The following is a 24686-nucleotide window of genomic DNA, read 5'->3' on the forward strand; positions in this document are numbered from 1 at the left end:
ATCATGGCCACAGACACGACAAAGACAAAGACTGTGCTCGGTGTCTATCAGCCCGGATCTGCACACATGGTCGGCGATGGATTTCCTGTGCGGAATCTCTTCCCGAGTAACGATCTCGATCGGGCGGTCGATCCGTTTCTCATGCTCGACTACGCGGGGCCGCAGTACTTCCCCCCCACAGACCATCCGCGCGGCGTGGGAGAACATCCGCATCGGGGATTTGAAACCGTGACGATCGTCTATGAAGGCGTGCTGGCGCATCGTGACTCGACCGGCAGCGGCGGCGTCATTGGTCCTGGCGATGTCCAATGGATGACGGCGGCATCCGGAATCGTCCATGAGGAGTTTCACGAGAAGGCCTTTGCGAAGAAGGGCGGCACGCTCCATGCCATTCAGTTATGGGTGAATCTGCCGCGTGCGTCGAAAATGTCGGCACCGGGCTACCAGACGATTCTGAACGCGGATATTCCGGTCGTCGATCTGGATGGTCGCGGGACGTTGCGCGTGATCGCCGGATCCAATGGGGGACAGAAGGGCCCGGCGCGCACGTTCACGGCGATTCAATTGTATGACGTGCAGGTGAACGCGGGCGGTCGTGCCTCGTTGACGGTGCCTGATGGGGACAACAGCTCGATCTTCGTGTTGCAGGGCCGTGTTTCGGTGAACGGGTCACGCGAGGCCGGCGAAGCCGAACTCATCGTCTGTGAGCGGAACGGTTCGCAGATCACGGTCGACGCGAGCGCGGAAAGTCGGCTGCTGGTGATGAGCGGTACCCCGATCGATGAACCGATTGCTCGCTATGGTCCTTTTGTCATGAATACCCGTGAAGAGTTGGTGCAGGCGGCGAGGGATTATCAGGCCGGCAAGATGGGACATTTATCGTGACGGAGAAGGGGCTTCACATTGAGGTGTATTCGGACGTCGTCTGTCCCTGGTGTTATGTCGGGAAGCGGCGACTGGAACGAGCGCTGACGGAGTTCGGCGGAGCCGCACGAATAGCCTGGCGACCGTTCCAGCTGAATCCGACGATGCCGAAGGACGGGATGGATCGAACGGCCTATCTCGAAGCCAAGTTCGGGAGCCTGGATTCATTCCGGCAACTGGAGGAGCATGTGCTGGCCGCCGGAGCATCGGAGCGGATTGCTTTCGCATTTGAGAAGATCGCGCGGGCCCCGAACACCTTCCTGGCGCATCGACTGATTTGGTTAGCCGAACGGGAAGGATGCCAGGACGCGGTTGTCGATTCGCTGTTCCGTGGTTACTTCGAGGAGGGAGCGGAGATCGGATCGAGCGCGACGCTGATCCGACTGGCTGAGCGTGCCGGGTTGAGCAAGGAGGTCGCGGAACGTGTACTCCAGAGTGAGGAGGGCACGGCGGAGGTGAAGGCTGAAGAAGCCGCCGGTCATGCGCTCGGGATTCGCGGAGTTCCCTACTTCTTCGTGAACGGGACGTATGCGATTTCGGGTGCCCAACCGGTGGAGACATTTGTATCGGCGCTCAAGCGAGTGGCGGTGGACCATACTGAACGAAAGGCAGGTGTGTAATGGCCGTGCAAGTCTACGGATGCAACCACATCGTGATCGAAGTCACCGATGCCAGGAAGGCCGTGAAGTTCTATTCGGATGTCTTTGGCTTGAAGATGTTGCGTGGGGGTGAAGGCGCGGCCTGGTGCAAGCTGGGCGAGCATCAGTTCATGGCGATCTTCGAAGTGGACACGTTGCAGCCGGATCGCATGAAGCATTTCGGCCTCATGGTTCGGGACGAGCAACAGATCAAGGACGTGCGGAAGAAGCTCATCAACAAGTACAAGCTGAAGCCAGCGTCCGGCTTGCGGTGCGATTTCCGCGACCCCTGGGGCAATCGTTTTCAAGTCGGCGATCTGAGTGATGAGTCGTTGGTCTGGCTCCTCCCCTATCAGGAAGTGCAGAAGGCCGGGATTACATTCACGGGGAAGCCGTACAAGGAGAAACGGTCGTGAGCACGAGAGTCGACAAGCGACGCTGACTGACCTATTTGCCCATATCTGTGAGGGCAAGGTCGTCAGCGAGACTTCACACTAGAGGAGCCTGTTATGGCAGACCCGCAATGGACGGACATTGGCAGCGTCGATGAGTTGAAGCAGAAGCCTCTGCAAGAGGTTTCCTCCGGGAAGACGACGATCGCACTGACGTATAAAGATGGGGCGTTTTCCGCAATCTCAGGAATTTGCAATCATGTCGGTGGTCCGTTGGGCGACGGCGCCCTTGACGGCGACTATGTCGTCTGTCCCTGGCACTACTGGAAGTTCCATCGCCAAACCGGGCAAGGAGAGCCGGGGTACGAGCAGGATCAGGTTCCGGCCTATGCGACCAAAGTGGAGAACGGCCGGCTCTACGTGGATCTTGCTTCGGCGACGAAACGAAAGAAGCAGAAACACGAGCCTCATCTGCTCGCCCGCCCGGTGGTGCGCCAGGCCGGCCCGATCCGCGTCGTGGGGATCTCGACGACGGTTATGACCCTGGAACATCCGCGGTACAGCACGTCCGACGCGATGTTGGACGTCGCGCTTGAGCATGCCTCAAAAGCGCTGCAACTTGAGACACAATGCATCAAGCTCCGCGAGCTGACCTTTCGTGCCTGCGAGGGGTTCTATTCGAAATCCGCTTCTGCCTGCACCTGGCCCTGCTCGATCACGCAGATGGATCCGACGGACCAGCTTGACCGCGTGTACGAAGCGATCGTGCATTGGGCCGATGTCATTCTCATTTCAACCCCGATCCGCTGGGGCAACGCCAGCAGCCTGTATTACAAGATGGTCGAGCGGATGAACTGCATCCAGAATCAGGAGACCATCGCGAATAAACACCTGCTCAAAAACAAAGTGGCGGCATTCATCATCATGGGCGGCCAAGACAATGTCCAAGGTGTGGCGGGACAACTTATGACCTTTTTCGCCGAAGTTGGCTGCCAGTTCCCGCAGTTCCCGTTTATCGCCCATTCCAGAGGCTGGAGTGCCGAGGACATGGAACGGAATGTCAAAGAAGTACAGGACAGCCAGGAACTTCTGAAGGGGGCGCAAGAACTCGTCGTCCGCGCGGCGGATTTGGCGAAACTCATGATCGGCGGTCAGCTCCCTGACCATCCGCTTGCCCGCGGCGGACGCAAGGCGCATCAGCTCGATAGTGAGCCGATGGGATAGGTCATTAGCAGAAGCAGTGTTTACGAATCGTGTCTCCTATCTGTGGGGTGCAGGAATGAAAGCGCACTATCTCGGCCATGTCGTGTTTTATGTGAAGGATCTTGAGCGATCGCTCGGCTTCTATCGCGATCTCTTGGGCTTCAAAGAGGTGGGCCGGATCTTCAACGGTGCGGCGGCGGCGTTGACGTCCGGCCGGACGCATCATGAGTTGCTATTGATCCAGGTCGGTGACGCGCCCGGCCCGTCGACCGGCCGGCGTCGGGGCCTCTATCACATCGGCATTAAGGTGGGAGACAGCCTGGAGGAATTGCGTGCCGCGAAGCAGGAATTGGAGCAGGCGGGTGTGACTATAGACGGGATGAGCGACCACACGGTGAGCCAGAGTTTGTACCTGCGTGATCCCGATGGGAATGAAGTCGAAGTGTATGTCGATGCGGATGAATCGTTGTGGAAGAACAATCCGGCGGCGGTTGTGTCGCCGATCAAGCCGCTTTATTTATAACCTCACAAGGAAGGACAACACATGGAAAAGCCGGTCATCGCAGCCAAGCAACCCGCAGTCTTGTCGTTGGAGCCGGGCACCTATTATTGGTGCCGCTGCGGACGCTCGAAGAGCCAGCCGTTTTGCGACGGGGCGCACAAGGGCACGGATTTCACCCCCATGGAGTTTACGACGACCGAAAAGAAGCAGGTGGCGTTGTGCCAGTGCAAGCAGACCAAGAATCCGCCGTTCTGCGACGGAGCCCATAAAGCGCTGTAACGTGTTTCAGGGAGTGTGAGTCCTACGTCGTTTCCGGCTGTCGTTTCCAGCGATTGTGCAGCCAAAGCCAGCTTTCGGGGTGGCGACGGATCACTTGTTCGAATTGCGTGCTCATGACCTGGGTATAGATCTGGATCCGTGCTGCGGGATCCTCGACCGGTGGGAAGACGACGGGCTCAAACACGAGTCGGAAGCGCTCCCCGTTACGGACAAGATAGGCAAACATGACTGGCGCGCCGGTGCGGATGTGTAGCAGTGCCGGCAGTGTGGTCGAGGAGGCCGGGCGGCCGAAGAAGTCGACGAAGACGCCGCCGCTCGACAAGCTCTGATCGATCATCATGCCGATGATGCCCCGGCTCTTGAGACATTTGAGCGAGGCCTTCACGGCGTCTTTGGGGAGGATGATAGTCAGCCCGCTGGCGGTGCGTTTCTCATAGACCCAGCGATCGACCAACGGATTGCGGACGGTCCGGGCGATGACGGTCATGTTCCCAAAGGCGCGCTGCACCAGTGCGCCGGTCAGTTCCCAGTTGGTGAAATGCGCGGTCAGGCCGACGATGCCCTTGCCCTCCTTGAGGGCGGAGTCCACATGCTCGCGGCCTTCGATCTCCACCAACCGGTCGATCGACCCGTCGGTAAAGTCGGCCACGCGGGAGAATTCAACGGCCAGCCGGCCGAGATTGCGCCAGACCTCCCGGGCAATGTGCGCGCGCTCGGCCTCAGACTTTTCGGGAAACGACAGGGCCAGATTGTGCAGGACGAGATCGCGCCGTTTGGTGATGATGTGCGCGATGCCCAGACTGAGCTGTTCGCCCAGCCCGATGGCCCATGAGCGTGGCAACACCTGGAACAGCAGATCGGCGAAACGGACAAGGGCATACTCAAAGGCATGTTTCATTGTACGAGCGTACCTACTCCCTGCGGGGCGGCCGGTAAAGCGGGTCGATTGCCCGAGGGCCAAGAATATGTGAGTCTAAGGGCTTCCGCAATCGTAAAGATCGCATGCCGACCTACGGCATTGAGGTGGTAGAGAAACAGGAGAGGGAACAGGTAGACTGACTCCCAGCGACTCTGTAGGTAGGGGATCTTCAATATGAATGTTTCTGCTCCATCACCCATATTTGTCCGATTCATCGTCCTGGCGGTCATCTCATCGTGGATCATGGTTTCCGGCTGCAAGCAGGACGCCGGTTCAGCGCCGGCGCCGCCGGTGGCTCAGGTCGAGGTCATCACCGTGATGACACAAACCATTCCCGATGAGCCGGAATTCATCGGCCAGGCGGAAGCCTCCCGCCCGGTCGAGATCCGCTCTCAGGTTACCGGCTTGCTCAAAGCGGTGCTCTACCCCGAAGGTCGGGACGTTAAAAAAGGGAGTCGGCTGTATCAGATCGATCCGGTGCCGTTCCAGGCTGCTGCCGCCAGCGCGAAGGCGAAGATTGCCCAGGCGGAAGCTAAGCTGGTGCAGGCCAAGCAGGATCTGGAACGAGTAAAGCCGCTGCTTGCCGAACAAGCCGTGAGCCAGAAGGATGTCGATGATGCCGTGGCGCAAGAGCTTTCTGCGAAAGCCGCCCTCCAGGGGGCCAAGGCGGATCTCATCAAGTCCCAATTCGATTTGGACAACACGCTCATCACGGCGCCTATCAGCGGACTGATTGAGCGGAGCCGTTACTACGAGGGACGGCTCGTGTCGGCGCAAACCGATTTGCTGACGGTGGTCCATCGCGTCGATCCGATGTTTGTAGTCGTGAATGTGCCGGAAAGCTTTATTCTGAAGCGGCGGCGCGACATCGAGTCGAAGAAAATTCACCATCCGGGCGTCTATCAATTGCGGGGCCGCCTCACAATGATGGATGACACGGCCTATCCGCATGAAGGCGTGCTGGATCTGCTTGAGCCGGGGTTGCGAAGCGAGACCGGCTCCCGCCAGACCCGGATCACCTTTCCCAATCCGGATCGTTCCCTGCTGCCAGGGCAGTTCGTAAAGGTTCGCTTTACGGGAGACACGAAGACAGATGCCATCCTGATCCCGCAACGAGCCGTGCTGCAGGGGCCACAAGGGCCCTTCGTGTATGTGGTTGGTCCGGATGAGAAGGTCCAGATCCGCGACGTCGTCGCTTCCACGTGGAAGGGCGATCAATGGATGATCGACGGCGGGTTGAAAGCCGGAGACCGTGTTGTGGTCAACGGGTTGATGACCATCGGTCCGGGCGCTCCGGTGAAGGCCGTGCCGTGGAAATCGACGGCGGTGCCGGCGGCGGATCCCGTGCCCCCCACTCCCAAGCAAGGATAGATTGTGACGTCGCACGTCTTTATCGACCGGCCGATTCTCGCGTCGGTGGTCTCCATCATCATTGTCGTGATGGGCCTCCTCGCCCTGCAGTTCCTGCCGGTCGCGCAGTTTCCTGAAATCACGCCGCCGGTCGTCCAGATCGATGCCGACTATCCGGGTGCCAGCGCGGAAGTCGCCGCCGAGGCGGTGGCCAGGCCGATCGAAGTGACGCTTCCCGGCATCGACAATCTGCTCTATTTCGAGTCGACCAGCAGCAACGACGGGCATGTGACCATCAAGCTGACGTTCGAGATCGGGACGGATCCCGACATCGCCCAGGTGCAAACTCAGAACCGTGAAAAGCTGGCGGAGCCGCAGCTGCCGACGGAAGTGATCCGGCAGGGCGTGTCCGTCAAGAAGATGTCTCCCGACCTCGTGGCGGTCATCGTGCTGAAGTCCACCGACCCCCGCCACGACGCGGTGTTTCTCTCGAATTATGCGACGTTGCGTGTGGTCGATGATTTGAAGCGGGTCAAGGGTGTGGGCGACGCGCTGGTCTTCGGCCAGCAGAATTACAGTATGCGGGTCATTCTCAATCCTCCGCAGATGGCGAAACTGGGCCTGATCCCGAGCGATATCGCCGCGATCATCCGCGAACAGAATCGCGACTATCCAGCCGGAACCATCGGGCGGGAACCGGCGCCGAAGGGTACCGAGCTGACGATCCCGATCATCTCGAAAGGCCGGCTGACCGATGTGAAGGATTTCGAGGAGTTGATCGTGCGCGCGCTGCCGGACGGCTCCACGGTGCGGCTCAAGGACGTCGCCCGCATCGAGCTGGGCGCGCAGTCCTATTCGCTGGAGGGCCGCTGGAACAGCACCCCCACGACTTTCATTCTGACGTTTCTCTCGCCGGGAGCCAACGCGCTTGATACGGTGCGGCGGACGCGCGCCCAGATGGACGAGTTGACTAAAAACTTCCCGCCCGGCGTGTCCTACGACATTCCCTATGACACGACGCGGTTCATCGAGGTCTCGATCAAAGAAGTGGTCAAGACGCTGGCTGAGGCCATGGTGCTGGTCGTACTCGTGGTCTATGTGTTTCTCCAGAGCTGGCGGGCGACGATCATCCCGACGGTCGCCGTGCCGGTGTCGTTGATCGGCACCTTTATCGGGCTCTATGCGCTGGGCTTCTCGATCAATACCATCACGCTCTTCGGAATGGTGCTGGCCATCGGGATCGTGGTGGATGATGCGATCGTCGTGGTCGAAAACGTCGAGCGCCACATGCGCGAAGACCGTGTCTCGGCGAAGGTTGCTGCCAAGCGGGCGATGAGCGAGGTCACCTCCCCGATTATTGCGATCGTACTGGTGTTGGTGTCGGTCTTTGTGCCGGTTGGATTTGTCGGCGGGATCACCGGCGCGCTCTACAAACAGTTCGCCGCGACGATCGCCATCTCGGTGACGGTGTCGGGGTTCGTGGCGCTGACGTTGAGCCCGGCTTTGTGCGCCATGGTGCTTCTCCCGCAGCATGAGGCGCGCGGCGGATTCTGGGCCTTCTTCGATCGAAACTTCGGGCGTACGCAACAGGGATTTTCCCGGATTGTGGGTTCGTTTCTGGCGAGACCGGTCCTTGTTATGCTGCTCTTCGGCGTGCTGCTGGTCGTCTCGACGGGTCTGTTCAAGGCCCTGCCGAAAAGCTTTCTTCCGGAGGAAGACCAGGGTTATTTCATTGTGGTGGCGCAATTGCCGGACGGTGCGTCGAAGCAGCGAACCGACGCGGTGCTCGAACGGATCGAGCGCTATTTCCAGGCGAATCCGGCGGTGCATTCGACCGACGCGCTGTCCGGCCAGAACTTTGTGTTCGGCACGCGCGGGCCGAATGCGGCGACGATGTTTGTGCCGCTCGTGCTCTGGGACGAGCGCCCCGAGCCGCAGAATCATGCGAAGGCGCTGGTGGGTGCGGCCTACGCGGAGTTCGCGAAAATTCCTGAAGCGTTGATCCTGGCCTTCAATGCGCCGGCTATTCGCGGCGTGGGGGCGGTCGGGGGATTCTCCGCGCAGCTACAAGACCCTAACAGCGGGGACTTTAAGAAGTTCGCCGCGGTGGCCCAGCAGTTCGTCGAACGGGCGCAGAAGGAGCCGGCGATCGGCCGGGTCGGGACGAATTTCCGTGTCTCCTCTCCCCGGCTGTATGTGAATGTGAACCGGGAACGGGCGAAGGCCCTGGGGATTCCGATCTCCGACATCTTCGATACGCTGCAGGCCTACTTCGGCAATTTCTATATCAACGACTTCGTGAAATTCGGTCGCGTCTATCATGTGCAGACCGAAGCCGAAGCGGAATACCGGGCCACCCCTCAAGATTTGGCGAAGATCTACGTGCGCGCGCAAACACCGCAAGGCACGAATATGATCACGCTCGATACGGTCGTGACGACGGAGTATCAGAGCGGGCCGGATCCGGTGAATCACTTCAACGGCTACAATACGGCGCTGGTGCTGGGTGCGGCGGCGCCGGGTTTCAGCTCGGGACAGGCCCTCGAAGCCCTGGATCGGGTCGGGAAAGAGGTCCTTGTGCCCCAGGGCTATTCGATCGATTACAGCAATATTTCGTTTCAGGAGCGGCGGGTGGGAGGACAGTCCGGCGTGGTCTTTGCCGTCGGGCTTCTGATGGTGTTTCTCGTCTTGGCCGCGCAGTTCGAGAGCTGGGTCGTCCCCTTTGCCGTGATTCTGGCCGTGCCCTTCGCAATCTTCGGCGCCCTCACCGCCGTCTTCCTGCGCGGGTTTGAAAACGACATCTATTTCCAGATCGGACTGGTGACGTTGATTGGTCTCTCGGCCAAAAACGCGATCCTGATCGTCGAGTTTGCCAATACGCGCTATGAAGCGGGCCGCCCGCTGATCGAGGCGGCGATGGAAGCGGCGAAGCTCAGGTTCCGTCCCATCATCATGACCTCGATGGCGTTTATCTTTGGAATGATTCCCCTGGTCGTGGCGCGAGGCGCCGGTGCGTCGAGCCGCCAGTCGATCGGCACAGGTGTCATGGGAGGCATGCTTGCGGCGACGTTCCTGGCGATCTTCTTCGTGCCTCTTTTTTACGTGGTGACCCGGCGGTTGACTCAACGTCGGACATCCGAATCCGCCCTCCTTGAGGAACCCCCCACGCCGCTTTCATCGGAGGATGAGTCCCATCATGCGTAAGCCATTGGCTCTCGGACTTTCGTTGTTGTTCGCTTCCTGCGCGGTGGGACCGGATTATGAGCGGCCCAAGACGGATGCGGGCGATACCTTTCGGATGGCGGAAACTCCGGCCGATGCGCCATCGTTGGCGAACCTGCCCTGGTGGGAACTCTTGAAGGACGACCAGCTGCAGACGCTGATCAAGATGGCGCTGGCCGAAAACAAGGATCTACAAAAAGCCGTGGCCACCGTCGAAGAGTTTCAAGCACGCGCGCTGATCGCCAGGTCCGATTGGCTGCCGGGCATCACCGCGTCAGGCAATGCCCCTAACCTCGGCCGCAAAACAATCTTTCTGTTCCCCGGCTTTGCCAATCCGTTCAACTATTATCTTCAAGGCAACCTTTCGTGGGAGCTCGATATCTGGGGTCGGATCCGTCGATCGAATGAAGCAGCCCGCGCGGACCTGCTGTCAAAAGAGGAAAACCGGCGAGCGGTGGTTTTGCAGCTGGTGAGCGGCGTGGCCGAGAGCTATTTCAATCTGCTGCAGTTCGACGATCAGCTCGATATCGCTAAGCGGACCCTGCATTCATGGGAAGAGTCGGTGCGCATCGCCCAGGCCCGGCTCAAGCAGGGGATGACGTCCCGGTTGGATACGGATCAATTCGAAGCGGAGCGGGCCAACGCGGCGGCGCGGGCGGCAGAACTCGAACGGCAGATGGTGCAGGCGGAAAACCAGCTGAGTGTGCTGCTCGGCCGGAAGCCGTTTGCGATTCCTCGCGGCCGTTTGTTGAATGACCAGATGGTGCCGCCTGCTGTGCCTGCCGGGCTTCCATCCGATCTGCTGCAGCGACGTCCGGATCTGCTCGACGCGGAACAGCAACTGGCGGCGGCGACCGCCCGTATCGGTGCGGCGAAGGCCGAACGATTTCCGAAAATCTCTTTGACGGGACTGCTCGGTGCTGCGAGCCCCCAGCTTTCGAAGCTCTTTACCGATCCGGCCTCCTTCGGGGTCGGAGGGATGGGGTTTGCGGCGCCGCTATTGAGTGGGCCGGTGCTCGGGTTTCAGCAGGAAGCGATCGAGGCGCAGGCGAAGCAAGCCTTGGCCCAGTATGAGAAGACGGTGCTCACGGCGTTTCGTGAAGTGGAGGACTCGCTCGTCGCGGTGCGCACGACACGGGTGCAGAGTGAAGCCCAGATGCAGCAAGTCGCGGCGCTCCAGTCGGCGCTGAAGCTGGCGGAGCTGCGCTATAAAGGGGGCCTGGCCAACTATCTCGATGTGCTGGTATCCAGAAGAAATCTATTCGAGGCCGAGCTGGCCTTGACCGGAACGCGCCGGTTACATGTCGTGTCCGTCGTTCAGTTGTATAAAGCGTTGGGCGGCGGATGGTCACCGGAGATGGACCGCAAGACCGAACCTCGCAAAGGATAGCGTGATGAATAAGCCGGCTGATACGCAATTCCCCCTCCATGACCTGCTGACACAGCGCTGGAGCCCGCGCGCATTTTCTGAACAGGCGGTGGGGCAGGAAAAGCTTCACGTGCTTCTTGAAGCGGCCCGCTGGGCGCCGTCATCCAGCAATGAACAGCCCTGGCGATTCATCGTGGCGACCAAGGAGGAACCGGCGGACTATGACCGGCTTCTGGCCTGTCTGTTGGAGGGTAATCGCAAATGGGCCTATCGCGCTCCGGTGCTGATTCTATCTGTGGCGCGCATGGATTTTGAGGAGGATAGCCGACCGAATCGCCATGCCTTCCACGATGTCGGGGTGGCGACGGAGAATCTTCTGTTGCAAGTGAGCGCGCTCGGGCTCGTCGCGCATCCCATGGCGGGTTTCGATATCGAGAAGGCGCGGGACGACCTCAGGATTCCGTCCGGCTACGAGCCGGTCGCTATGATTGCGGTGGGCTACCCCGGCGAGCTGAGCGTACTGCCCGACTATCTGCAACAGCGCGAATTGAAGCCGAGAGAACGGAAGCCGCTGACCGAGATCGCCTTTTCAGGGCAGTGGGGCCATTCCCTTCCATCCCCGTTGGTGTGAGAGAGCGAATCGATGACCTCCCTGAATGGAAAGGTGGCGATCGTCACCGGCGCATCGAGCGGAATCGGGCAGGCCGTTGCAGAGCGACTTGCGGCGGACGGGGCGATCGTCGTGGTGAACTATCTCCGGAGCGAGGGCAAGGCCCGTGGAGTGGTGGCCGGTATCCAGGGCAAGGGTGGGAAAGCAGTGGCTGTGCAAGCCGACATGAGTGTGGCGGCTGATGCACGGCGGTTAGTCGTCGATACGTCGGCGCAGTTCGGTCGCTTGGATATTCTGGTCAACAATGCCGGGAAGTTCGTGCCGAAATCCTTCTTCGAGACATCGGAAGCGGACTTCGACGCGCAGATCGCCTTGCATGCGAAGGGCCCCTACTTTGCGATGCAGGAAGCGGGGAAGGTCATGCGCGATCAGGGGCGTATCGTGAATATTTCCAGTGCGGGGACGAAGCTGCACTACTACGGAGCCACAGCCTATCTCGGAAGCCGGGGTGCCCTGGAGCAATTTACCATGGGAATTGCTCAGGAGCTGGCCCCGCGCGGGATCACGGTGAATACGGTGGCGCCTGGTTTCACGGACACGGGGATCTTGACCGAACCCTATCGGCAGATGGGGATACAGCTATCGCCGTTCAAGCGATTAGGCACGCCTGAGGATATTGCCGAGGTCGTCGCATTTCTCGTCAGTGAGCAGGCCCGATGGATAACCGGACAGACGATTCAAGCCGGCGGCGGCATTGTGATGTAATGGGGACTGCCACCCTTCCGGTTGGTGGCTGTCCCCTTTGTGGTCTAGGAGGTGAATCATGGCCGATAAGAAAATCATCGCAGTGGTTGGTGCGACTGGTGCACAGGGTGGCGGGTTGGTGAGAGCGATCGTGAAGGATCCGGGCAGCGGATTCGTGGCTCGTGCCATCACGCGCGATGTGAATTCGGATAAGGCCAAGGCCTTGGCGAAGCTCGGGGCTGACGTGGTGGCGGCGAATCTCGACGATGCGGACAGCCTGGCACGCGCCTTTGCCGGCGCTTATGGCGTGTTCTGCCTGACGAATTTCTGGGAGCACTTCTCGCCGGAAAAAGAGTATGCCCAGGTCAAGGCGCAGGCGACGGCGGCCAAGAAGGCGGGCGTGCAACATGCCGTCTGGTCGACGCTGGAGGATACACGCAAGTGGGTGCCGCTGACGGACAACCGGATGCCCACGCTGATGGGCAAGTATAAGGTCCCGCATTTCGATGCGAAGGGGGAAGCGGATCAGGAGTTTACGAAGCTCGGCGTGCCGACCACGTTTCTCCTCACGTCGTTCTACTGGGACAATATGATTTCGTTCGGGATGGGTCCTAAGAAGGGACCGGATGGCACGCTGGCCTTTACGCTTCCAATGGGCGATAAAATGTTGCCCGGCATCGCAGCAGAAGACATCGGCAAGTGCGCGTTCGGGATTTTCAAGAAGGGCCGTGAGCATATCGGTAAGACCGTGGCCATTGCTGGTGAGCACTTGACCGGAGCCGAGATGGCTGCAGCTATGACCAAGTCGTTCGGTCAGCCGGTGCGGTACAACGCGGTGACGCCCGAGCAGTATCGGGCGTTCGGATTTCCCGGCGCCGACGATCTCGGCAACATGTTTCAGTTTAAGCACGATTTTAACGAGGCGTTTTGTGGCCCGCGAAACCCATCCATCGCGCGCGGCCTCAATCCCGCCCTGCTGACGTTTGAGGCGTGGCTCGCACACAACAAGAACCGCATTCCCCTAACCTAACGACGATCTGACAAAGGAGTGAGCATGGCGCGGCAGAATGTTTCTACCGGCGGTCCCTGGGAAGCCACGATCGGGTATTCACGCGCCGTGCGTGTCGGCGACCATGTGCAGGTGTCGGGAACGACGGCGATGACGCCCGGCGGCCTGGTGGGCAAAGGTGATCCCTATGCGCAGACGATTCAGACGCTCAAGACCATCGAGGCGGCGTTGCGCCAAGCCGGGGTGTCGCTCGCCGATGTCGTGCGGACCAGAATTTATATGGCCAATATCGATCAGTGGCAGGCGGTCGGCCGGGCGCACGGAGAAGTCTTCGGGAATATCCGGCCCGCGACGACCATGGTGGAAGTGAAGCGGTTGATCGATCCGGACATGTTAGTCGAGATCGAAGCGGATGCGATCGCACCGCACTAGCAGGATGCTGAAACAGGCCGCCAGCGGCGTTCTCGCGTCGCTCGGAGGCTCAACGTACAGCAGCGAGTACGTCTCGCCTCTTCGCTCGCTGCGGCCTTGCCCGCGGAACGGCGCGTCTCGGCGCGCCGGGGTTGGGCGGGTGAGAACCGTGGCCTGTTTGAGCATCCTGTAGCACTGTCTACGAGGCAGGTGCTTGGTCTAGGATGAAATATTCTCCGCAAACTCGACACTTGGCCAGGGTGGATCCGGTGATGCGCCGGTTGATCCGCGACGTGGGGCCGTTTGCTCTGATTCCGAGAGTACGGCGTACTCCCTTTGAGTCCCTGGCCCGGGCGATTGCGTTTCAACAGCTTCATGAAAAGGCGGCCGAAAGCATTCTGAAGCGGTTCATCGCACTCTTTCCCGGCCGGCGGTTTCCCCGGCCAGCCGAACTGCTCACGGCCCATGCCGACGCCATTCGCGGCGCGGGATTTTCGGGCGCAAAAGTTCTGGCACTGCGTGATCTGGCGGCCAGGACACTCGATGGGACGGTCCCGACCGGCCGTGAGATCAAGGCGCTCGACGATAATGCGATTATCGAACGGCTTGTCGAAGTGCGAGGGATCGGACGCTGGACGGTCGAGATGCTGCTGATCTTCCAGCTGGGCCGGCCGGATGTCTTGCCGGTCGACGACTTTGGTGTGCGCAACGGGTTTCGTGTCGCCTATCGCCGCCGTACGATGCCGTCGCCGAAAGAGGTGTTGCGTTATGGCGAGCGATGGAGGCCGTATCGCACAGCGGCGGCCTGGTATTTGTGGCGCGCTGCCGATCGGACGAAACAGGAGACGACGGTACTGTGAAGGGAGCTCATGAAATTGACCGGCATCTACGAGTGGATTGATCGCAACATTCTTTCCCTGGGTCGTGAGATGCGGCTGTCCTATCTTCCGCCGCTCATGGTCTATATGGCGTACGGGATCTCCGGTCTGACGGGGATCGTCGGCACGTTCTTTGTCAAAGACTACTTAGGGCTGTCGGCGTCGTTTCTCGCTGCGCTCGGATTCTGGGCCGGTATTCCCTGGGCGCTCAAGATGCCCATCGGGCACACGGTGGATCTCTTGTGGCGCTGGAAGAGCTGGCTCGTCGGTCTCGGGGCGGGCTTGCTGGCCGCCAGCCTCGGCATCATGGCCGCGCTAATCGGCAATCGCGAGGCGATGACGGCGATGCTCCCGGCGGAAGTCTGGTTTGTGATCAGTGCGCTTCTTTCGCCCATCGGATATGTCGTCCAGGATGCAGTCGCCGATGCGATGACGGTCGAGGCGGTGCCGCGCGTCGATGAGAAGGGCCAGCTGTTTGACGAACCGACGCGCAAGCTCATGCATACGACGATGCAGACGCTCGGGCGCGTGGCTATTGTGGGCGGCGGCATTCTGGTGGCGATGATCAACGTCTATGTATTCAGCGGCACCGAGGGGTTGCCGCAGGCGGAGCTGGTTCGGCTGTACAAGCAAGTGTATCTGATGGCGTTGGCGATTCCCTTCGTGTCTGTGCTCGGCGTGGGCGTCGCCTGGATGTTGCAGCGACGGCATAAGGCCGCGCTGATTCAGCAGGGCTTCTCGCCCACGCAGGCCAAAGAGATGGTGAATGTCCGGGGTGACGGCAGTGAGGCGACGACGCCCAATTGGTGGATTCTCGGCGGGAGCCTGGTCTTCGCACTATTTACCGTCACGGTCGGATTGGGCGGATTTCCCTACAGTGAGGAAATCGTATTTGCCGGTTCCCTGGCCATCGTGCTGTTCCTGATGGCGAGGCTGGTGCGTGAGCTGGAGCCGGACAAGCGATTTACGTTGGTCGGGACTGCGGTGGTCGTATTCATCTTCCGCGCGATTCCGGGGACCGGTCCCGGCGCGACCTGGTGGATGATCGATCACCTGAAGTTCGATCAGCAGTTTCTGTCGATCCTCTCGCTGATCGGGAGTACGTTGACGCTGGCCGGCATGTTTATTTTTCGCCGGTTCATGGCCGAGCGGTCCATCGCCTACGTGGTGGGTTTTCTGACGGTGATTGGGACAGTCCTGACGTTGCCGGTGGTGAGTATGTATTACGGTTTGCACGAATGGACCGCACGAATGACGGGCGGGTTTGTCGATGCGCGGTTTATTGCCTTGATCGATACGGCGTTGGAATCGCCGCTCGGGCAGATTTCTATGATTCCGATGTTGGCATGGATTGCCAACTCAGCGCCGGCGAACTTGAAAGCCACCTTCTTCGCCGTCATGGCCTCGTTCACCAACCTGGCGCTGTCCTTGAGCCAGCTCGGGACCAAATATTTGAATGATGTCTACGTGGTGACGCGGGAGGTGAAAGATGTGGCTACCGGTGCGATCCAAACACCTGCGGACTATAGTCACCTCGGTTCATTGCTGATTGTGCAGCTGTTGTTAGGATTAGCCCTGCCTTTGGCCGCGATCGTTTTTGCGAAGGTGACGCGATTCAAGAGCGCGTAGTGGTTCGGCCGAGATCGCAGATCCGCTGCTACGACAAGCCTGGTCATAGCTGAAATGACCAGGCCGACGGGCTCGTCGCTCAGTCTCTCAACGTACTATGAGTACGCCTCGTTCCCTCGCGCCTCCGCGCGTCGGTCTCGCGACGCGGCTTTGCGATTTCGCCACGAACCGGAAGAATTACTATCGACTATGCGGTGGCGCGGACGAAGCTGAAGAGGCGTCCGGGGAAGAACGGCGTGTTTCTCTCCGGTAGGCGGAGGCGTGACTCGGTGCGTGCGTAGCCTTGAGCTGCCATGAGGCTGCTGAATTGGCTGCACTGGCTGCGGCCTGGATCGACCAGAAGCACTTGGCAAGCCGGGTTGGCATGGGCTGCGATGAATCCGGCGAGTAAAGCGGGATGGTCCTGCTCGTAGAGCAGGTCGCTGCCGATAATCAGATCGAATCGGCCGCTATTGAGATGCGGCTCCATCCACGCCGCTTTGAAAAAAGGGATCGGCGCGAGTGCATTCAGGTCGGTGTTGTGCCGTAAAAAATCTTCCGCCAGCGGATGATAGTCGGTCGCGGTGATGGTGGCGCCGCGTTGCTGCAGAACGAGACTCGGAAGGCCGATGCCGCACCCGACTTCCAGGATACTCTTGCCTTCGACGGGGAACCGGCTCATCTCTTCTGCCAGTGCCAGCCCGGCTGGCCACACCGTGCCGAAGTTCGGCCAGGAGGTTGCGGAAATGCCCGCCCGTTCCGCCGATCCGTCAGGGTCTGAGAACTGCCGCTGATCCAGCAGGGTCCGAATCTGAAAGGTCGTTGTGCCCACGCGGTAGCCGGTGGTCTTAACGTCGTAACCTGGCGAGTGTGTTTCCATTCACTTGTCAGCATAAACCCTTCTGCATCGCGGAGCTATGGTAATCATCGTCGAGAGGAGAGCCGGAGTCATTTCACGTGGTCCTAGTATCCCCTTGACCTGTGCGGTATGATGAGCATCTCTTAGGAAGGCCTAGATTGAGGTCGAGGCTGAGGAAGCAGCTCAACTTGAACCTTGGCCTTAACCTTGTAGCGAAGAAAGGGGGCGACCGGTTTCGACGGGGATACTAAAGTCAGCGGTGCATGTCGAGCTCTCGGGGTCTCGTAAATCCTCCGGGAAAATGTAACTGCCAATCAAGAACTGGCACTCGCAGCTTAATTAACTGCGACGTTCCTCCACCTGAGGCCCGCGGGGGTGGTCGGAGCGCGATACAGCGGGCTGGTCCAACGCTGGTGCTCAGCGGCCGAGGACGAGACAATACTGGGCTAGTGGCCAGTCTAAGCCAGCCGGTGGGCGTGGGTGGCTGCGAAACTAAAACGATCGGCTAAACATGTAGATCCGTTGCGCTGAAGGTCTTCGGACAGGGGTTCAACTCCCCTCGCCTCCACCAAACCGCACTTTGTGCGACCCGGCGCCTCTTTTGCGATTTAACGTGATCGAAGGCGCCGGAGAAACCCCACCAGTGAGTTTCCTGTCTTTGCAACACCCCGCTCGACCCGGAGCCAATATAAATGGTTCCGGGCGACGGGAGGACCCCCTTCGGCAGTTCATCGTGTAATACCGCACTAGGTGCGACCCGCCGGCTGTCTATTTCAATAGAGGCCAGCGGATCAGTTCCCTCCAGGGTTTTTCCGATCTTGACCGACATCCGAAGTCTTCTCGTCATCTCCTCCCCCCGTTGCTGCAAATTGATTCTCTTTGCCTGACTTTGCTAGAAGTCTGTCATCTATCTCCCATGTTTCGATAGTTGGACAACGTGGAGACCTTCTGACGGTGACAAAGGAGCGCTATGAATACTGATCTTGTGAAATATCTCGGCCCTCTGGCTTCGCTCGCCGGTGTGTGGGAGGGTGATAAGGGGGCAGACGTGGCTCCTTCAGACGATCGAGGCACGGAGCGGAATGCGTATCGAGAGCGGCTGTCGTTCGAGCCGTTTGGCCCAGTGAAGAATCATGAGCAGGAACTCTATGGGCTGCGGTATTCGACTATGGCCTGGCGACTCGGTGAAGACGCGCCGTTTCACGAGGACACCGGCTATTGGCTCTGGGATGCCACTGCCAAGCAGGTACTGCGTTGTTTCGTCGTTCCGCGTGGGGTGACGGTGCTGGCCGGGGGAACAGTCGACACCAATGCGACGGATTTTGAGATTTCTGCGGATGCGGGGTCGGATACCTATGGAATCTGCTCCAATAAGTTTCTCGACCGGGAGTTCAAGACCGTTCGGTATGAACTCAAGATCACCGTGCATGGCCCTGAAAGTTTCAGTTATAGAGAGGACACGCAATTGAAGATCAAAGGGCAGAAGGAGATTTTTCACCATACTGATGCCAACACAGTGAAACGAGTCGGATAGATCTGCGGTTGTCGATCTGATGGAATGATGGCTGGTTTTCATTACTCGAGCCTGTCGTGGTGTCTTTGAATGAGGTTGTTTTGTCTGTAGGCAGGTGCGTCCCCGCCTGTGACATGACCGTCAATATTTAGTGGTGATGGTGGATGCCCTAGATTTGCCCGCCTTTTTTCGGTACGTTGAAAGGCATATGTGAGGCAATTGAGCAGCCTCATCGCCGGGTCGTTGAAATCCAAGAGAGGTTGGTGGATGGACATTCGATCAACGATTACCACGTTCATGGTGATGATGATGGGAATGTCTTGTGCCACTGCCCCCGTATGGGCGGATGAGACTGTGGTTCCCAAGTCAGAATCGACTCCAACACCGGCTCCCGCGACTCCCCCTGTATCAGGGCCCAACCCAACCCTGCCAAAATCCCATGCGCAGGACACTGAGGGAAGACCTCCGGTCAAGACTCAGATTCCTGGATCCTCGCCGGAAAGTACCGGTAAAGAACCGGCTCCAGGGAAAATAGAATCTACTCCAACGCCATCCAAGCCCAAGTTACAAGAAGGCGAGCAGAAGCCTCCGGTGAAGGCGCCGGCTGCTAGTGGCCCGGTAGATAACGTGGGGAAGGAATCTGGTCCAACAAAGCTGGACCCCGTGTCATCGCCGCCCAAACCTAAAGGGCAGGAAAGCGAGATCAAACTTCCGGCGAAGGGTCCGCATCCAGCCAATGGTGTGGTGGCCTCCAAGCCTGTGGTTCAGCCGCCTATGGACATCACCGGGAAGGATGGGGCTCCCATGGTGTTGGTACCGGCCAGTGAGTTTACGATGGGCAACGACAAAGGTGATGATGACGAGTCCCCTGTACATCGCGTGTATGTCGACACCTTTTATCTCGACAAGTTTGAAGTCACGAACGGGCGGTTCGCCAAGTTTGTCGAGGCCATCCAGAGTGAACCGCCGTGGGGGTTTTCGGATAAGGATACGCCGGTGACTCATGCGGATCGGCCGGTACGCTGGGTGAGCTGGATGGATGCGATGGGGTATTGTCTCTGGGCCGGCAAGCGGTTGCCTACGGAAGCAGAATGGGAGAAAGCGGCCCGCGGGACGGATGGGCGTATCTATCCCTGGGGAAACGAGGCTCCGACGCCGGCCCATGCGGTGTTTGGTTTGAAGGAAGGCGGTGGCGAGACGGTCTCTCCCATCGGCAATCGTGACAAAGGGAGGAGCGCGTACGGCGCCCACGATCTGGCGGGCAATCTCTATGAATGGGTGATGGATTGGTACGCGGAGGATTTCTATACCAACTTTGCCAAGAATCCGGCCATTAATCCCCGAGGGCCGAGCGAAGGGACATCGAAGGTTCAGCGCGGAGGATCGTATATCAACAACCCCTATCGGCTACGGTCATCGTTTCGGACAAAGGGCGATCCGACAGAGCAAGATCCGAATGTCGGGTTTCGCTGTGCGCAGGAGGTGCCCAAACTGCCGTAAGGCAGCTCAGGCACCTTCCGATCGCAAATCGGGAACCGTTCTCTCCCTACTCGCCTGCGGCCACGCCTTTCTTATACGTCGTATACACGTAGACTGGAATCCCGGCATCCTTCAGTGTGGCCTGAATTAACGGCTGCACCTCGTCCCAGGTGAGTCCTCCTACGCCGGTGGCTAAGCGCGGCAAGGCCAGGCTCGTGACTTTCTGATCCTGGATTTCTTTCTTCAGCGCATGCAGGACGTGATTGATATTGGGCACCGTCGCTTTCCCTGGCCTGCTCTGATGGCCGTCCGGCGCTTCTTGCGTAAACAGGTTGATGATAACGGGCGATCCCGGCCCTTTCCAGCTCCACAGGCTTCCAGGCTTGGGATTGTAGGTCTGACAATAGTGGCGGAAGTCTTTGTACATGGCTGGCCATTGTTCCCGGAGGGCTAATGCGAGCCCTTGCTTAAAGTCGTCGTTGGGAGCAATGCCATGCGCGACCGCGCCAGCTTTGGAGAGGAGGATGTCACCGGTGACTTCTTTGATCATCATGAGCCCTTTCTGTAGTGAAGGATGAATCCTGCAAGTGTCATAGATAACAGATAAGTCGTCGATGCGACGAGGTCAATCGCAAAGGCGTGGAAAATCTTGCACGTAGAAATCGTCGATAGGACTACCTGTCCATTGTACAGGCTCGCGAGTGGGGTTACGCGGGCGGTACATGGCGAAACGTGTTTTCCCTTCGCGATGGCGCGGATTATGCGTACCATTATGGTGCGGGATCACGGTTATGGAGGGGGAACCATGAACATCCTTATCATCGGTGCGGTGCTCGGTCTGCTGATTTGGGGTCTGGTGTGCGGGAACGGCGTGATCCGAGTCATGACTCGGATCATCACCGGTGGTCTGACGCTGCTCTCTTTGGCTGGGATGATCTTTCTCTTCGGTGTGGGGCAGAAGGCGCATTGGACCAGCGACGGACCCGGCATGTTGCTGATCATGATCGGTGTCGCGGCCTCCGGCTTCTTCGCCTTTCTCTTCGGGAGCCTGACATTCCTGCCCTCTTCACCTCAGCCCTCTCAACCGTCTGTAAATTTCAGCGAACTGATAGCGATGCTTTCGGAAAAAGGAAAAGGCCGCCCCTCAGAATAGAGCTCTTTCGGCCCCGGTTCTATCCCCCCGTTCCATCTTTTAAGCTGTCGGCGTATGGTAGTGGCGCGTAGCTAAGGGCGAAGCTTTAGCTATCCTCCTGGTCATGTCGTGGAAAGGGCCCAGAATGAAACAGTATCAAGTGACATCTGCTGGGAAGTGTAAGCTGAAGGCCTACGATCCAGATGAGACCGGTGAGTACAAGAAAACGGATCAGGGCAAGGACAAGGCCAAAGCCGATACGGCAAGACTTATCGCTCGGCTCGCAGGATTGCAGGAGCGTCTCTATGCCAATGCCACACGATCGGTGCTCATCGTGTTGCAAGGCATGGACACGAGCGGCAAAGACGGGACGATTCGGAATGTGATGTCCGGCGTGAATCCCCAGGGCTGCAAGGTTGTGGCCTTTAAGGCGCCGTCCCAAGACGAACTGGCGCGCGACTTTCTCTGGCGTGTGCACAGGGAAGCGCCGCCCAAGGGACATATCGGCATCTTCAACCGATCCCATTACGAAGATGTGCTCATCACGCGGGTGCATGGATGGGTGCCTGATGCCGTCGTGAAACGGCGCTTCAATCAGATCAAGGAGTTCGAAGAGCTGCTGCACGAAAACGGCACGGTGATCCTGAAGTTCTTTCTCCATATTTCGAAAGCCGAACAGAAGGTACGACTCGAAGCCCGCATCGCCGATCCGGAAAAGCGCTGGAAGTGGAATTCCGGCGACTTGGAGGAACGGAAATTGTGGGGCGGATACATGCAGGCCTTCGAAGATGTGATCTCGGCGACCAGCACCAAGCATGCGCCCTGGTACATCGTGCCGGCGAACCGAAAGTGGTACCGCAATCTGGTTGTGGCGGAGCGCATCGTTGAGGCGCTCGAAGGCTTGAAGCTCAAGACGCCACCAGGGCCCGAAGGCGTCGATTTTTCGACGCTCAATATCGTCTAATACGACAAGGAAATGAAGTAGCCTGAAGTAGATATTGGTGAGATAGAGTTATTCGAAAGGTAGGGTCTTGAATGTACGTAAATTGTTCGGTACGCTGCTTCAAACTGCGAGCTCGCTCTACCTACAATCTCTTGAGAAGGAGTCTTCAGATGCGACAGGCCATTCTTGTTTCTCTCACTCTTTGTACTCTAGTTATCGGGTCCGCGTTCGTAGCGTCTGCCCAGGTGCCCTCGGCTGGTGATATGCAGCAGAAGCTTGACCAGGAGATGGCGAATGCGAAACGCTCTGCCACCGAATCTTCGTCCAGCGCCCGGCAGGGGGCAAGTAACGTGAAGACCGAGGCTGAGCGGAAGATGGAGGAGACAGCGGCCCAACACAAGGGTCAGGCCGAGGGGAAAATGACGGAAGAAATCGAGAAGGCAAAGCGGAAAGCTCAAGGGTCAGGCTACTAAAAGAGTCAGACGGTCACGTCGAGGATGGGGGAATAGCTGTCAGGCTGTTCCCCCTTTTCATTTGCTGCGATAGAAGCGAACCTCTGACTGGGGCGACATATTGCGAAGCGTCTCCGGGCACAGGTTATGCTTTGTTGTCTCGAGTAAACATTCGTGCTTTCCCCATTGACATGGTTTTCTAATGGGCGTAGATCGGAATTGCGGCCTGTGATTTTCGGAAGTGCGGGAGATCGGGCAGACCGCGCGGCTGCTATCCAGGTTTCTCGCTGACTTTATCAGAGAGGAGGGGTGGATATGAGCGATGCAACGCCACCTGGTCCGTCAGGCCCGCCGATGCGAAGGCGGGTTTCTCGTCGGTCGTTCTAGTCGATTCTCTCCAGGCCGTGCCGTAGAGGCACGAATGACCAATCGGGTGTCGGCCTGATCAGGCTAGAGAGTCTGTGCTAGAGCGGGGAATAACAGTACCTGGGATTGACGAGGTCTCCCCCGACTAGAAACTCAACGCATGTCTCATCGTACGGGTCTTTCGGGCCGTGACATAAGAAAGATTACTTGGCGTCCTAAGCGCCGCTCACGGGCGACCTCCCACCATAGTGCAAGGTCGCCCGTGCTGTTTCTCATCTCGTGAAAATATCCTCCAACGTCGTTGTCGCATCGCTCAATGCTTCGCCGTACACCAAGAGCACAGCTCAGTATTTCGTTCGCTGCCGCCTAGTTGAAGAATATTTTGACGAGCGAGTCAGGGTGATTACCCCTGAAGATTCTGAGGTCTACGCCAGACGTAGTAGAGCGGGATGCCGCTCAGGACGGTGGCCGCGCCGTACAGCGATTCTGTCGGTCGTTCGAGCACACTGGAGATAACCAGGGCGGCAGCTCCGCAGACGAGGGTGATCGGTAAGATCGGATACAGAGGCGCTCGAAAATGTTGTGGATGGATGGAACGTGTCTGACGAAGGCGGAAGATCGTAGAGAGAGTCAGGGCCATGAAGAGCGAGAGGACCAAGCCGCTATAGACAAGTAGTTGTTCGAACGTACCACTGATGATCAGCAGTGAGGCCCAGAGGCTTTGGAAGACGATTGCGCGGGCCGGCACATTGGTTCGAGGGTGCACCTGGGCGAGCCAGGGGCTGATCATGCCGTCGCGCGCCATGGCCCAATAGACACGGGGTCCGGCCCAGGTCATGGCGCTGACTGCTCCTGCGATGGAAAGACAGAGAATGGCGGCAACCAGCTGCCCGCTTTGCCGCCCCCACAAAGCCGCGGCGACTTTCTCCGCCACCGGCACAATGGGTTCCTGTGCCAGTTCTGTGATGGACAAGGCTGAGAGGTAGACGACATTCAGCAAGAGATAGATGACGGCGACGAACGCTGTTCCTCCGATCATGATTCTGGGCAGGGTCTTCTGGGGATTTACGATATCCGTGGCAATGTAGCCGGCGACGTTCCAGCCGAGGTAGCAGTAGGTCACGATGACGAGGGCGATGGCGGCGGTTCCAATCGTGGGGGCTTGCGCGATGGGTGGGGTGAGGAAAGGACGCCCCTGCCCGATCACGGCCGACAGTCCGCCGAGAATCAGTCCTCCGATGGCCACGACTTTAGTGGTGGTGAGTATCAGCTGCAGGCGGCCGCCCGTTTGGACGCCTCGACAATGGATGAAGGTCGCGCTCCAAAGAAGCATAAGCGAGAGGCCTTTCGCGATCCACCCTGATTCATCCGGTATCAGAACGACGCGCAGCGCATAAGACGAGAAGCTGATGGCCGAGGCTGCCACGGCGGCGCCGAATCCGATGGTGAACGATGTCCAGCCGCTGAGGAAGGCCAAGAGCGGTCCGTAGGCTTCTTTCAGGTAGACATAGTCCCCGCCAGCGTGCGGCAGTCGTGAGCCCAGCTCGCCATAGATCATCGCGCCGCCGATAGCGAAGAGCGCTCCCATGAACCACAAGAGGAGAATCAACAGCGGATCGCCGAGATCCCGGGCCATAATGCCGGTCGTCGTGAAGATACCGCCTCCGATGATATTGCTGACGAGGACACAGGAGGCGGTGAACCAGCCGACGCGCAGAGGCGTGGACTGATCCGGTTGCGACGAGGTAGATGGCATAGTTGCCGGCATGATGCGCGGAAATGGTTTGTGAGGCAAGGTGAAGTTAGTCAACTGCCTGGTGTTTTGTGCTGTGCAGGCCTCTTCCATTTGTGTCCGATCTAACGCTGCCCCCGCCTTGTTTCTCC

The 24686-nt window shown here is 58.9% G+C and carries 24 protein-coding genes and 1 other RNA gene; 21 read left to right on the forward strand and 4 right to left on the reverse strand.

What is annotated here, in order from left to right; genetic code table 11:
• Positions 1 to 3 precede the first annotated feature (3 nt).
• From Q7U39_15490 to Q7U39_15515, 6 genes are all read left to right on the forward strand, one after another.
• A complete protein-coding gene (locus tag Q7U39_15490) occupies positions 4 to 885 on the forward strand; it encodes a pirin family protein (protein ID MDO9119365.1) in 882 nt (293 codons plus the stop codon).
• On the forward strand, positions 882 to 1544 hold the full coding sequence (locus tag Q7U39_15495; GenBank protein ID MDO9119366.1) for a DsbA family oxidoreductase: 663 nt from the start codon (positions 882 to 884) through the stop codon (positions 1542 to 1544). Before Q7U39_15490 ends, Q7U39_15495 begins: the two co-directional genes overlap by 4 nt.
• The gene (locus Q7U39_15500; protein MDO9119367.1) at positions 1544 to 1978 is read left to right on the forward strand and encodes a VOC family protein; all 435 of its coding nucleotides are present in this window, start codon (positions 1544 to 1546) and stop codon (positions 1976 to 1978) included. The genes Q7U39_15495 and Q7U39_15500 overlap by 1 nt, the downstream gene beginning before the upstream one ends.
• Before the next feature lie 93 nt (positions 1979 to 2071).
• Positions 2072 to 3178 (forward strand): NAD(P)H-dependent oxidoreductase, encoded by a 1107-nt coding sequence (locus Q7U39_15505; GenBank protein MDO9119368.1) that lies wholly within the window; start codon positions 2072 to 2074, stop codon positions 3176 to 3178.
• Between the two features lie 16 nt (positions 3179 to 3194).
• Positions 3195 to 3680, forward strand: coding sequence for a VOC family protein (locus Q7U39_15510; GenBank protein ID MDO9119369.1), 486 nt, complete (start codon positions 3195 to 3197; stop codon positions 3678 to 3680).
• 21 nt (positions 3681 to 3701) lie between these two features.
• The gene (locus tag Q7U39_15515; protein ID MDO9119370.1) at positions 3702 to 3938 is read left to right on the forward strand and encodes a CDGSH iron-sulfur domain-containing protein; all 237 of its coding nucleotides are present in this window, start codon (positions 3702 to 3704) and stop codon (positions 3936 to 3938) included.
• Positions 3939 to 3960: 22 nt separating this feature from the next.
• Here Q7U39_15515 and Q7U39_15520 read toward each other — a convergent pair whose 3' ends face one another.
• Positions 3961 to 4836 (reverse strand): lysophospholipid acyltransferase family protein, encoded by an 876-nt coding sequence (locus Q7U39_15520; GenBank protein ID MDO9119371.1) that lies wholly within the window; start codon positions 4834 to 4836, stop codon positions 3961 to 3963.
• Positions 4837 to 5031: 195 nt separating this feature from the next.
• On the opposite strand from Q7U39_15520, the gene Q7U39_15525 reads away from it, so the two are divergent.
• The 9 genes from Q7U39_15525 (at position 5032) to Q7U39_15565 (ending at position 16079) form a co-directional block, all read left to right on the forward strand.
• Entirely contained in the window at positions 5032 to 6228 is a 1197-nt protein-coding gene (locus Q7U39_15525) for an efflux RND transporter periplasmic adaptor subunit (GenBank protein ID MDO9119372.1), read from the forward strand.
• A gap of 3 nt (positions 6229 to 6231) precedes the next feature.
• Positions 6232 to 9411, forward strand: coding sequence for a multidrug efflux RND transporter permease subunit (locus Q7U39_15530; protein ID MDO9119373.1), 3180 nt, complete (start codon positions 6232 to 6234; stop codon positions 9409 to 9411).
• Positions 9404 to 10819 (forward strand): efflux transporter outer membrane subunit, encoded by a 1416-nt coding sequence (locus tag Q7U39_15535; protein ID MDO9119374.1) that lies wholly within the window; start codon positions 9404 to 9406, stop codon positions 10817 to 10819. Before Q7U39_15530 ends, Q7U39_15535 begins: the two co-directional genes overlap by 8 nt.
• 4 nt (positions 10820 to 10823) lie before the next feature.
• Positions 10824 to 11429: a nitroreductase family protein gene (locus tag Q7U39_15540; protein ID MDO9119375.1), complete on the forward strand. Its 606-nt coding sequence runs from the start codon at positions 10824 to 10826 to the stop codon at positions 11427 to 11429.
• 12 nt (positions 11430 to 11441) lie between these two features.
• A complete protein-coding gene (locus tag Q7U39_15545; protein ID MDO9119376.1) occupies positions 11442 to 12173 on the forward strand; it encodes an SDR family oxidoreductase in 732 nt (243 codons plus the stop codon).
• A 58-nt stretch (positions 12174 to 12231) separates the two neighbouring features.
• Positions 12232 to 13182 carry an NmrA/HSCARG family protein gene (locus Q7U39_15550; GenBank protein MDO9119377.1) on the forward strand — a complete coding sequence of 317 codons (951 nt, stop codon included), beginning with the start codon at positions 12232 to 12234 and terminating at the stop codon, positions 13180 to 13182.
• A 24-nt stretch (positions 13183 to 13206) separates the two neighbouring features.
• A complete protein-coding gene (locus tag Q7U39_15555; protein ID MDO9119378.1) occupies positions 13207 to 13593 on the forward strand; it encodes a RidA family protein in 387 nt (128 codons plus the stop codon).
• Positions 13594 to 13844: 251 nt separating this feature from the next.
• Positions 13845 to 14432 carry a DNA-3-methyladenine glycosylase 2 family protein gene (locus Q7U39_15560; GenBank protein ID MDO9119379.1) on the forward strand — a complete coding sequence of 196 codons (588 nt, stop codon included), beginning with the start codon at positions 13845 to 13847 and terminating at the stop codon, positions 14430 to 14432.
• A 9-nt stretch (positions 14433 to 14441) separates the two neighbouring features.
• Entirely contained in the window at positions 14442 to 16079 is a 1638-nt protein-coding gene (locus tag Q7U39_15565; protein MDO9119380.1) for a hypothetical protein, read from the forward strand.
• Between the two features lie 187 nt (positions 16080 to 16266).
• On the opposite strand, the gene Q7U39_15570 is transcribed toward Q7U39_15565, so the two are convergent.
• On the reverse strand, positions 16267 to 16938 hold the full coding sequence (locus Q7U39_15570; protein ID MDO9119381.1) for a methyltransferase domain-containing protein: 672 nt from the start codon (positions 16936 to 16938) through the stop codon (positions 16267 to 16269).
• Between the two features lie 200 nt (positions 16939 to 17138).
• Between Q7U39_15570 and ssrA the strand changes: the two genes are divergently transcribed.
• The 3 genes from ssrA to Q7U39_15585 all read left to right on the forward strand — a co-directional run bounded on the left by ssrA (position 17139) and on the right by Q7U39_15585 (position 19930).
• Positions 17139 to 17488, forward strand: a transfer-messenger RNA (tmRNA) gene (ssrA, locus tag Q7U39_15575).
• 399 nt (positions 17489 to 17887) lie between these two features.
• Positions 17888 to 18451 (forward strand): heme-binding beta-barrel domain-containing protein, encoded by a 564-nt coding sequence (locus Q7U39_15580; GenBank protein MDO9119382.1) that lies wholly within the window; start codon positions 17888 to 17890, stop codon positions 18449 to 18451.
• Positions 18452 to 19093: 642 nt separating this feature from the next.
• Positions 19094 to 19930 (forward strand): formylglycine-generating enzyme family protein, encoded by an 837-nt coding sequence (locus Q7U39_15585; protein ID MDO9119383.1) that lies wholly within the window; start codon positions 19094 to 19096, stop codon positions 19928 to 19930.
• A 46-nt stretch (positions 19931 to 19976) separates the two neighbouring features.
• On the opposite strand, the gene Q7U39_15590 is transcribed toward Q7U39_15585, so the two are convergent.
• A complete protein-coding gene (locus tag Q7U39_15590) occupies positions 19977 to 20462 on the reverse strand; it encodes a macro domain-containing protein (protein MDO9119384.1) in 486 nt (161 codons plus the stop codon).
• A 252-nt stretch (positions 20463 to 20714) separates the two neighbouring features.
• On the opposite strand from Q7U39_15590, the gene Q7U39_15595 reads away from it, so the two are divergent.
• The 3 genes from Q7U39_15595 (at position 20715) to Q7U39_15605 (ending at position 22457) form a co-directional block, all read left to right on the forward strand.
• Positions 20715 to 21062, forward strand: coding sequence for a hypothetical protein (locus tag Q7U39_15595; GenBank protein MDO9119385.1), 348 nt, complete (start codon positions 20715 to 20717; stop codon positions 21060 to 21062).
• A gap of 124 nt (positions 21063 to 21186) precedes the next feature.
• Positions 21187 to 22005 (forward strand): polyphosphate kinase 2 family protein, encoded by an 819-nt coding sequence (locus Q7U39_15600; protein ID MDO9119386.1) that lies wholly within the window; start codon positions 21187 to 21189, stop codon positions 22003 to 22005.
• A 242-nt stretch (positions 22006 to 22247) separates the two neighbouring features.
• Positions 22248 to 22457, forward strand: a complete 210-nt coding sequence (locus Q7U39_15605; GenBank protein MDO9119387.1) for a hypothetical protein — start codon at positions 22248 to 22250, stop codon at positions 22455 to 22457.
• A 748-nt stretch (positions 22458 to 23205) separates the two neighbouring features.
• On the opposite strand, the gene Q7U39_15610 is transcribed toward Q7U39_15605, so the two are convergent.
• Positions 23206 to 24558, reverse strand: coding sequence for an amino acid permease (locus tag Q7U39_15610; GenBank protein ID MDO9119388.1), 1353 nt, complete (start codon positions 24556 to 24558; stop codon positions 23206 to 23208).
• Between the last annotated feature and the right edge of the window lie 128 nt (positions 24559 to 24686).

It is taken from the genome of Nitrospira sp., assembly GCA_030653545.1.
In the GTDB taxonomy this organism is placed as follows: Bacteria; Nitrospirota; Nitrospiria; order Nitrospirales; family Nitrospiraceae; genus Nitrospira_D.